The sequence below is a fragment of the Streptomyces sp. 8L genome, assembly GCF_020176795.1.
Lineage (GTDB): Bacteria > Actinomycetota > Actinomycetes > Streptomycetales > Streptomycetaceae > Streptomyces.
In genome coordinates this window covers 1-9506 of the sequence record NZ_JAIUKE010000460.1, presented here as the reverse complement: position 1 = coordinate 9506, position 9506 = coordinate 1, and the positions used below count along the sequence as shown (strand labels likewise).

Here is a 9506-nt window from a genome sequence, read left to right as displayed (position 1 = left end):
GCGTCACGGACGTCGTCGCGCAGGGCATCCGCGTCCCACAGGTAGTGGTTCAACAGCCGCTGCATCCCCTGGGGACCCGAGTCCCCGGCGGCCTCAGCCGGCGTCCAGCCGTTCTTGCGTTCTGCCCCACTCAGCAGTCCCCGCAGGTAGGACACCATCCGCCGCCGAGGCTCCACCCGCCCGAAACGCCCTGCGAACCGCGCCACGAAGTCATCCAATGCACCTGACCACCCGTCAACTATCTCTTCCACCACGAAGACGTCAACGACACCGCACGCGCCCCGTCACGGAGTGTCGTTGCAGTATTAGATCGTGTCCTATGTGGTGAGGCGGACGAGTCGTTTGTAGCAGCAGAGGGTTGTGGCGAGTCCGAGGAAGGTCGAGTAGTTGCGGGGGCGGCGTTCGTAGCGGTGGTTGAGTCTGCGGTAGCCGGTCAGCCAGGACATGGTCCGTTCGATCACTCACCTTCGGCGGCCTCGTGTCTCGTGTGGAGACCTGCGATCATCGCCCTCAGACCTTGGCTGTCGTGGACGTTGGGTGCGGAGACGCCGACGACGAGGGGCAGCCCGTTCGCGTCCGACAGGACGTGCATCTTGGAACCCGGCCTACCTCGCTCCACGGGGCTCGGACCTGTGTGTACGCCCCCTCTTTAGCCCGCACCTGAGCCGAGTCGAGGACCGTCCGCGTGACTTCGAGCTTCTGGAAGTCCCGGTCGTCGCCGATTCGCTCTACCTGACCCTGATGACGGCCATCAGCTGAGTCCACAGCGCCGGACTTTGGCCCGGCCCTGTCAGGTACGGGCTTTGAACTCGTGAGACGCTGGCCCACGATACGGACCTGTGTCTGGAGTGTCGTATGAGTGAGTGGACCGTACATGGAAGCCGAACGATATATACGAGCCCTTGGGTGGAGCTCGATCTCGTGGACGTCGAGCCAACGGGCCGCGATCGGTACGAGCACCACTTGATCAAATGGGCTCCCGTCGCTGCGGCCGTCCTCCTCAACGATGACGACCAGGTTTTGCTGATGTGGCGACACCGATTCGCGACGGACACCTGGAACTGGGAGATCCCGAGTGGCATCGTCGAGAACGGCGAGGAACTGGCTCAGGCCGCCGCACGGGAGGTGCTCGAAGAGACCGGCTACCGCGTCGACGCCGCTCGGCTGGAACCGCTCGCCTACAACCAGCCCGTCGGCGGCATGAGCAACGCCGAGCACCACGTCTACCTGGCTCGCGATGCTGTACGCGTAACGGACCCGGTGGACACCCACGAAGCGGACAGTATCGAGTGGCATCCCCTGAGTACCGTGCAGGGAATGATCGACGATCGACGGATCGTCGCGGGCGTTGCTGTGACGGGCCTGCTTCAGCTCCTCGCGCGCCGTTAGCTGATCACCTCTGCCCAGCGGGCGGGAGCGCGGGGCACGCTGCCGTGGTTTCCAGGACTTCGTGGAGGTCTCGCACGGCCGGGTGGGTGCGGCTACGGACCGGTACGGACGCCAGGAGCTCGCGGGCCCGGGAGATGACGATTCCTGTTCGGTGCTCCTCTGGGAGGCCGAGAAGCAGGATTTCCGTCTCCCTACAGGCAACGGACGTCTCTCCGACCTGCATGAGACAGGACGCTTCGTCCATGGCGATCAACGCCTGGTCGAGGTGTTCGGTGGGTGCGTACAGGTCGTGCGCTTTGGCGAGGGAGCTTTGTGCCCGGCGGGTGTCGCCGAGAGTGGTCCACATGCTTCCGTCGTGCCAGGCGAGTTGTCTCTCCGTATAGCCGTAGGCGGTGTCGGAGGTCTCGGCGCTGCCGAGACGGCCGAACGCCTTGTGCGCCAAGGCCATGGCAGCGGGGAGAGCCCGTCAGGCGGGGCGAGGGCGCCGTGCTCTCCGCGCGAGCGGAGGTGAGCCGTGGTCGGCCGCCTCGACGACGCCGTCGAGCCCGCCTCTCCGCGCGAGCGGAGGTGAGCCGGAGGCCCGTCGTGGGCACCGTCATGTCTCCCCGTGCTCTCCGTGCGAGCGGAGGTGAGTCGTGATACCACTTTGGCAGAGTCTGAACTCCGGGGGGTCTCCGCGCGAGCATAGGTAAGCCGGCGAGACACGGGCTCCGATCGTCCTGCCGGGTTTGTTCTCCGTGCGAGCCGCGTTGAGCCGGCGGACGCGGACGGCACACGACCACTTCCACACCACCCAACTTTGAAGACCCGCTAAAGCCCCGGAGCGCGCTTCAACGGGTTGGCAACATAAGGCGCGTTCGCCGATCGGCCAAACCGGCGAACAGGCAGACCACAGATAATCCACCGCCACGCCCTACCAACACGTCGAGAGGCCCCCACCACTACCAACACGCACCGCAATTCCGCCAAGAGGCTGTCAGCGGGAGGCCATCACACGGCCGCGTAGCTTGCCCGGAAGAGGTCCTGCGCCCGCTCCACGTCCCTCGGCATACGCAACTGCACCTCGAGATCACCCGTCCCGTGGTGACCGAGCCCCGAAACGTCCCGGGTGAAACCCGGAACGAGGTCGGCGTCCTTCGGATCGACCTTCAGGTAGACCAGCAGCTTGCTGCGCTGCGGCGGGCACACGCAGGCGAAGTTCCGCAGCCGCTGATAGGCCCGGTAGGTCTTGCGCTCCACCCGGTTCACGCCGTCCCCGAGCCCCAGCAAAACCTCGTCGACTGCGCTCGCCAACTCCACCATCGCCGCGCTTTGAACATCGGCCGCCGAACGGGCAACCGGCCGGCGCCGAGCCCGGCGAGGCGCCTCCATGCCGCCGCTCACCGAGGCCACGGTCTCAAGAGCGAACAGGTCACGGCCGAAGAGCCGGTAGCGGACCAGGTCGATCGACCGCCGGTGCTCACGCACGGCATGCACGTCGTAGCGAGTGAAGTCGCCGGCGATACAGATCAAGCGGGGTCCACTCCACAAGACCTGAGACGCGGCCGTCGTCCCGAGCCGGCCCCGGACCAGGTGCTCGAACTCCGCACGGTGGTCCATCAGCCATGACAGATAGAACAGCCCTTGGTTGATGACGCCGGCATCCGAGCCGCGCTTGTACTCGACAATGACCGGCGATCCGTTCTCGTCCAGCCCGAGCGAGTCGATCCGGCCTCCGTGCACCGGACCAGTGCTGTACTCGCTCGCCAAGAACCGGACACCCAGCAGCGTCTCCATGTACGCCTCGACGAGACCCTGCACATCGGCCTCGATCTCAGCAAGACGCGGCATGACCTCGGTCATGCCGCTATTCGTCGTGTCTGTGCGGAACAGCTTCAGGCCCGACACCTTCCCCTCCTCGGTTCGGAGAGAGTCAACACCGATGGGGTGCGGGATTGTTTCCGCGAGAGGCTTCGAGAACGTGAACATAGTGTGTGAGACCCCGCGTACGCCGCGACCGGAGTGCGCTCGCGTGGCCGGTCGTCGGAGATCCACCATTTCCCCATGCGTTCCCATGACCCCGGGGGACGGCGTCGAGGAGCCAAGTTTGCGCAGGTCATTACCTATAGCTCAGTGGATAGTCCATGTGCCTTCTAAGCGCCTGCCGCATCAGCTGCGAAGAACAACCTGTTGGGGGTGCAGAGCTTGTGAAAAACCTGCGTCGGCGGGGAGGACAGTCGAGGACGGTGGCGTAGGTGTTGAACACGCCGGAACACCCCCGCATCGGCGGGGAGAACTGACGCTCCTCGCGCTGCCGTTCCTCGCGCTCCGGAACACCTTCGCAGACGCGGGGGCGTTCCAGCCGTGCCAGATCCGCCACAGGGGCCGGATGGGTCTTCCCCGCCGAAGTGGAGATCGTCCCGGGTCCGCGCTGACACCCGGATGACCTCGCAGACTTCTCCGGGAGGTCGTCCCGGCGCGGAACGGCCGGAAGGCCGATAGCGCCGTGCCGCGACGCTGCCGGTCGCGGGACGGTCGTCGCCCTCTTACGACCGTCGGCCTTCGCCGGACGCCGCGGCGGTGTGGTGGAGTGCCTCTTCCACGGCCAGTTCCGTGCCCTGCCGGAAGGCGATCGTGAAGGCGGCCTCGCCCAGGATCGCCGTGGTCGCCGCGGCCACCCGGTCGACGTCACCGCGTTCCGAGGGCGGCAGGGGGGCGCCCACTCCCCGGCGGGCGGCGTCGGCGGCCCCGAGCAGCAGTGCGGCACGGCGCGCCGACGCGGTGTCCCCCTTGAGTACCGAGGCGCCCGCGATGCCTTCGAGGGACAGGGCGAGCGCGCGCGGCTCGTCGAGGGAACGGGCGACGTCCAGGCCGCTGAGCTGGTGGCGCAGGGCGTCGGCGACGTGGCCCCGGAGTTCGGCGACGAAGCCGAGTTCGGCCCGCAGCAGATGGTCGCCCGCCTCGGAGGACACGTCGGCGTGCCCGTCGCGGATGTGCAGCAGGTGCCGCTCCGCCCGGTCGAGGTCGCCCGAGCGGCGCGCGCCGAGCGCGAGGCCCATCTCCGAGTGGATCTCACCGTATTTGTAGCCCTGTTCCGCGGCGATACGGCGGGCCCGCTCGTGCAGTTCGCGTCCCTGTTCCCAGTCACCGGCGAGCAGCGCGAGCCGGCCGAGCCCGGAGAGCCGCGCCGACACTTCGGCCTCCAGGCCGAGTTCCCTCGCCATCCGCAGCCCTTCGTGCTGCAAACGTGCTGCCTCGGCGTAGTCGCCCTTGATCTCGGCGAGCACGGCGAGCGGCGAGACGGCCTGCAACTCGCCCCACTGGTCACCCAGTTCGCGGAAAATCCGGGCGCTGCACTGCCCGTCCCGGCCGACCGCGTCAAGGCCGCCGCCCACGAGGGCCAAGCTGGCTCGCAGGCCGAGCGCCGCCGCGATGCCCCAGCTCTCCTGCGCGCCGTCGAAGAGGCCCAGCACCGTCGCGTTCAGCTCCGCCGCGGCGGCCACCTCGCCGGCGCTGAACAGGCCGTACGCGCAGAGCCACAGGGCACGGGCGCGGCGTACCTGGTCGGGTCCCGCGCCCGTGGCCGAGGCCGCGCCCACGTCGGCGCGCTCTCCCGTGAGGAGTGCGAACCCCGCACGCAGGAGGACCAGTTCGAGCACGTCGGCCTCGGGAACCGCGGCCAGCACGCGGGAGAGCTCACGTCGCCCTTCGGTCAGCCGGCCGCGCAGCAGCCACCACCAGCACAGGGCCGTGGCGAGCCGCACGGCCTCGCTGTGACGCCCGGTGGCTGCGCGGCGCAGCGCCTCGTCGAGCGCCGCTCGCAGGTTGCCCGCGTCCGCGTCGAGCCGGGCGAGTCGATCGCGCTGCTCCGCGCGGCGCAGCCCGGGTTCAACGCGTTCCGCGAGCGCCAGGTAGTGGCGCAGGTGCCGGTCGCGTACAGCGGCGATGTCCTGCATCTCGTGCAGCCGCTCGGTGGCGTAGGCGGCGACGGATTCGAGGAGCCGGTAACGGCGTCCCGCGGGACCCTCCACGACGATCACAAGGGACCGGTCCACGAGCCGCGTCACAAGGTCGAGCACCTCGTCGCGGGCCACACCCTCGCCCGCGCACACGGCCTCAGCGGCGGCCAGGTCGCAGCCGTCGGTGTGCGCGGCGAGGCGCCGCAGGACGATGCGCTCGGGAGCGCCGAGGAGCTCCCAGCTCCAGTCGATCATGGCCCGGAGGGTCTGGTGGCGGGCGGGCGCGCCCCGCCGCCCGGCGGTCAGGAGCCGGAAGCGGTCACCGAGCCGTGCTGCCAACTCGCCGACTCCCAGGGCGCGTACCCGGGTGGCGGCGAGTTCGAGAGCGAGGGGGATGCCGTCCAGTCTGCGGCAGATCTCGGCCACGGCCGCGCGGTCCCCGGGCTCGAAGGTCTCCGGGTCGGCGGGAAAGCCGGGCGCCGACGCGGCGGCGCGTTCGGTGAAAAGCTTGACGGCGTCGTCGGTCTCCAGAGGTTCCACGAGGAACACGGACTCGCCCGTCAGCCCGAGCGGCTCCTGGCTGGTGACGAGGACCCGCAGTCCTGGCGCGGTACGCAGCAGGAGTTCCGCGAGGTCCGCCGCAGCGTCGACGACGTGCTCGCAGTTGTCCAGGACGAGCAGGGCGGTGCGGTCCCGCAGCACGTCGGCCAGGCGGTGGGCGAGGGATGGCGCGTGTGCGGCGGCGGTGCCGGGCGGGGCGGACGGCGCGTCGTCCCGGATGCCGAGGACGGCGGCCACGGCCTGGGAAAGATCGGCGGTGGTGCCGCCACGCGCTCCGGAGAACTCCACGAGCCAGACGCCGTCGGGCGCCCTCCCGGCTCCCGTCGTGCCCGCGGCGGCCAGGGCGAGCCGGGTCTTGCCGACGCCGCCGGGCCCGGTGAGGGTGACCAGCCTCTGAGTGCTGAGGAGTTGGGAGAGCCGGGCCAGGGCTTCTGCGCGGCCGACCAGAGGGGTGAGCGGGGCGAGAAGGTTCGAGTGCGGCGGGCTCGCGGGCGCGGGGCGGTGGGTGCCGCCGGTCGCGGCCGGGCCTTCGGCGCCCGCCGGTTCCTGCGAGGTCGCGCGGGCCCCGGCCGGGGCGATGCCGGTCGCGGGGCCGTTCCGTCCTGGCGGTGCGGTGCGGGACGTGCGCTCCAGGCCGGGGTCCTGGCGCAGCATCGCGCGGTGGAGCGATGCGAGTGCGGGGCCGGGGTCGACGCCGAGATCCTCGGCGAGGCGACCACGGAGGTCCTCGTACGAGACGAGCGCCTCGCTCTGCCGCCCGGCCAGGTAGAGCGCCCGCATCTGTAGGGCGCGGAGCCCTTCGCGCAGAGGGTGGCGGGCCACCAAGCCGGTGAGCTCGCCGACGAGGAGGACATGGTCCCCCGTCTCGATGCGGGCCTCGGCCTGCTCCTCCATCGCGACGAGCCGCTGCTCGGCGAGGCGGGCCGCGGTCGCGCGTACGAACTCCTCGTCGGCGAAGTCGGCGTACGCGGGCCCCCGCCACAAATCGAGGGCCTCGGTGAGCAAGGCGGCGCGGGCACGCGGGTCCGCCGGCAGGCGGGCTTGGGACATGAGGGCGTCGAAGCGGTCCGCGTCCACCTCGTCGGCGGCCGGGTCGAGCCGGAGGCGGTAGCCCGGTGCCTGCCGTACGACGCGGTCGCGGCCGAGGGCCCTGCGCAGTTGGGAGACCTTCGCCTGGAGGGCGCCGAGGGGTTTGCCCGGCGGTTCCTCCCCCCACAGGTCCTCGACGAGGCGGTCCTCGGAGACCGGTTTCCCGTCGTGTGCGAGCAGGTCCGCGAGCAGCCCCCGGACCTTGGCCTCGGGGACCCGGACGGCGTCCCCCTCGTCGTCCCACACCGTCAGTGGTCCGAGCACCCCAAACCGCATGCGGGCAACGGTACAGGTCGTCGCGGTGATCGGGGGACCGTCAGCGGACCGTCAGCGGACCCGAAGCGGTGTCGCGCATGCTCGCCGAGTCGGGTGCCGCGGGGCACCTGGCGGCAGCGCCGCGAGAGGGGAGCGCCGGGGATGACGAGGTACGCGGGCACCAGGGCCGTGGTCATCGGGCAGGACACCGGGATCGGGCTCGCCATCGCCAAACGCCTCGTGGAGGGCGGCGCAGAGGTGGTGCTGGCGGCGGACGGCGACGCGGAGCGTACGCGCACCGAGCTGGGGTCCGCCGCCAGGGTGGTGGCAGCGGACGCCCTCGTAGCCGGCGGTGGGCCCGCCGATCACGGCGGTGCGGCGGGTCTTTGGCCCGGAGACCAAGTCGAATTCGTGTTCGCGGATGCCGTGGCGACGGCGCGGCCACTGCTGCCGTATGTCGCGGACGGCGGCGCGATCGTGCTCACCGCCGCCTCCCCCGCCCCTGTGCCGGTGGGCGCGCTCGCCGCCGAGCTCGCTGCCCGCGGCATCAGGGTCAACGCGGTCGACCCGGGCTGTATCGACGAGCCCGGCGACGACGGTCCGCCGCTGCCGCCGCTCGGCCGGCTGGGCTCCGCCGAGGAGGTGGCCCGTGCCGCGCTGTTCCTCGCGACGGAGGCGACGTTCACGACCGGTGCGCGCCTCGCTGTCGACGGCGGGCTCGGCCGCCCCTGACCCGTATCGCCCCGGGCGCCCGACGCGCACCCGGCTTCTCCGCCCCGGCCGACCACTTCAGTCCCAACGCAACCGGAGATCACACCATGAGCACCTCACCAGACACCGCCGCCGCGGGCGAGGACACCCTTGCCGCGCCCGACGGCGGGGGCGTGGGCGAGCCGCGGAAGCTGCCGCTCTTCGCCCTGCTCGCCCTGGCCACCGCCGTCTTCATCACCAGCCTCACCGAGACCCTCCCGGCGGGCCTGATCCCCGCGATGAGCGGCGACCTGCACGTCAGCGAGTCCGCGACCGGCCAGACGGTGACGATCTACGCGATCGGCACCGCCCTGACCGCGATCCCGCTCACCGCGGCGACCTCGGCCGTCCCGCGCAAGGTCCTGCTCCTGCTCGCCATGGCGGGCTTCGCCGTGGCCAACACCGTCACGGCAGTGTCGTCGATCTACGGCCTGACGATGGTGGCCCGGTTCCTCGCGGGGGTCGCTGCGGGCCTCGCCTGGGCACTGCTCGCCGGGTACGCGCGGCGCATGGCGCCCGTCCCCCTCCAGGGCAAGGCGATCGCGATCGCCATGGCGGGTATCCCGGTGGCGCTCTCCCTGGGCGTCCCCGCGGGTACGTTCGTCGGCTCGGAACTGGGCTGGCGCGTCTCCTTCCTCGCGATGACCGCGATCACGATCGCCGTGCTGGTGTGGATCTTCGCGGCCGTGCCCGACGCTCCCGGTCAAGAACGCGGTGAGAGCCCGAAGCTGCTGAGCGCGGCACGGGTCCCGGGGGTGGCACCGGTGCTTTTCGTGACCTTGCTCTTCGTGCTCGCGCACACCATCTTGTACGCGTATGTGGCCCCGTTCCTCGGCGACTTGGGGCTCGGCCACAACACCGACCTGGTGCTGCTCGTCTTCGGAGCGGCCTCCCTGCTCAGCATCTGGACGGTGGGCACGCAGATCCACCGCAGGCTGCGCACGCTGACCGTCGCGAGCACGCTGCTGGTGGCCGCGGCGGCGGCGCTGCTCGCCGTTGTGGCCGACCACACGGCGCCGGTGTACGTCGCCGCCTTCCTGTGGGGTCTGGGCTGGGGTGGTGTCCCCACCCTGTTGCAGACGGCCGCGGGCGACGCGGGTGGTGACGCCGCCGACGCGGCCCAGGCGATGCTCGTCACGCTGTGGAACGTCGCCATGGCGGCCGGCGGTCTCCTCGGCGGGATCCTTCTCGACGTGGCGGGCAGCGGCTCCTTGCCCTGGACGATGCTGCTGATCCTGCTGCCCGTACTCGTGGTGGTGGTCCTCGCCCGCGGCCACGGTTTCCCCCGGAGGCGCGCCGCCTCGTAGGCCTCTTCACCACACCGCCCGTGACCTCGGCGCCCGCACCGTGCAGGGCTCGGGGCCGACCGACACGCTCGTCCAACTGGCCGAGGCACTCGTCACCGCCTCCTCCAACCACTACCGGGGCTGGGGCGACGTCGTCCCCTTCGCCGCGAGCACCGCCGCCCGGATCGGAGAAGTCTCAGGCTGCCGCGTCGCAGACATCGACACCAACCAATGGATC

At 70.9% G+C, this 9506-nt stretch carries 6 protein-coding genes and 2 pseudogenes; 3 read left to right on the top strand and 5 right to left on the bottom strand.

The window, feature by feature from the left end:
• Together LCE31_RS31040 and LCE31_RS31035 are read right to left on the bottom strand one after the other, a co-directional pair.
• Positions 1-251: pseudogene (locus LCE31_RS31040) on the bottom strand (IS701 family transposase); the annotation flags it as partial.
• 66 nt (positions 252-317) lie between these two features.
• A pseudogene (locus tag LCE31_RS31035) lies at positions 318-744 on the bottom strand (transposase); the annotation flags it as partial.
• 162 nt (positions 745-906) lie between these two features.
• Here LCE31_RS31035 and LCE31_RS31030 point away from each other — a divergent pair.
• Complete coding sequence (locus tag LCE31_RS31030; RefSeq protein ID WP_225020252.1) at positions 907-1389, top strand: NUDIX hydrolase; 483 nt, start codon at positions 907-909, stop codon at positions 1387-1389.
• 4 nt (positions 1390-1393) lie between these two features.
• Here LCE31_RS31030 and LCE31_RS31025 read toward each other — a convergent pair whose 3' ends face one another.
• The 3 genes from LCE31_RS31025 to LCE31_RS31015 all read right to left on the bottom strand — a co-directional run bounded on the left by LCE31_RS31025 (position 1394) and on the right by LCE31_RS31015 (position 7253).
• Positions 1394-1837, bottom strand: coding sequence for a hypothetical protein (locus LCE31_RS31025; protein ID WP_225020251.1), 444 nt, complete (start codon positions 1835-1837; stop codon positions 1394-1396).
• A 542-nt stretch (positions 1838-2379) separates the two neighbouring features.
• A complete protein-coding gene (locus LCE31_RS31020; RefSeq protein WP_225020249.1) occupies positions 2380-3276 on the bottom strand; it encodes a DUF5655 domain-containing protein in 897 nt (298 codons plus the stop codon).
• 638 nt (positions 3277-3914) lie between these two features.
• Entirely contained in the window at positions 3915-7253 is a 3339-nt protein-coding gene (locus LCE31_RS31015) for an AfsR/SARP family transcriptional regulator (RefSeq protein WP_225020247.1), read from the bottom strand.
• A gap of 141 nt (positions 7254-7394) precedes the next feature.
• Here LCE31_RS31015 and LCE31_RS31010 point away from each other — a divergent pair, with 141 nt between their 5' ends.
• Both LCE31_RS31010 and LCE31_RS31005 read left to right on the top strand, forming a co-directional pair.
• On the top strand, positions 7395-7964 hold the full coding sequence (locus tag LCE31_RS31010) for an SDR family oxidoreductase (RefSeq protein WP_225020245.1): 570 nt from the start codon (positions 7395-7397) through the stop codon (positions 7962-7964).
• Positions 7965-8050: 86 nt separating this feature from the next.
• The gene (locus LCE31_RS31005) at positions 8051-9289 is read left to right on the top strand and encodes an MFS transporter (protein ID WP_225020242.1); all 1239 of its coding nucleotides are present in this window, start codon (positions 8051-8053) and stop codon (positions 9287-9289) included.
• Positions 9290-9506: the final 217 nt, after the last annotated feature.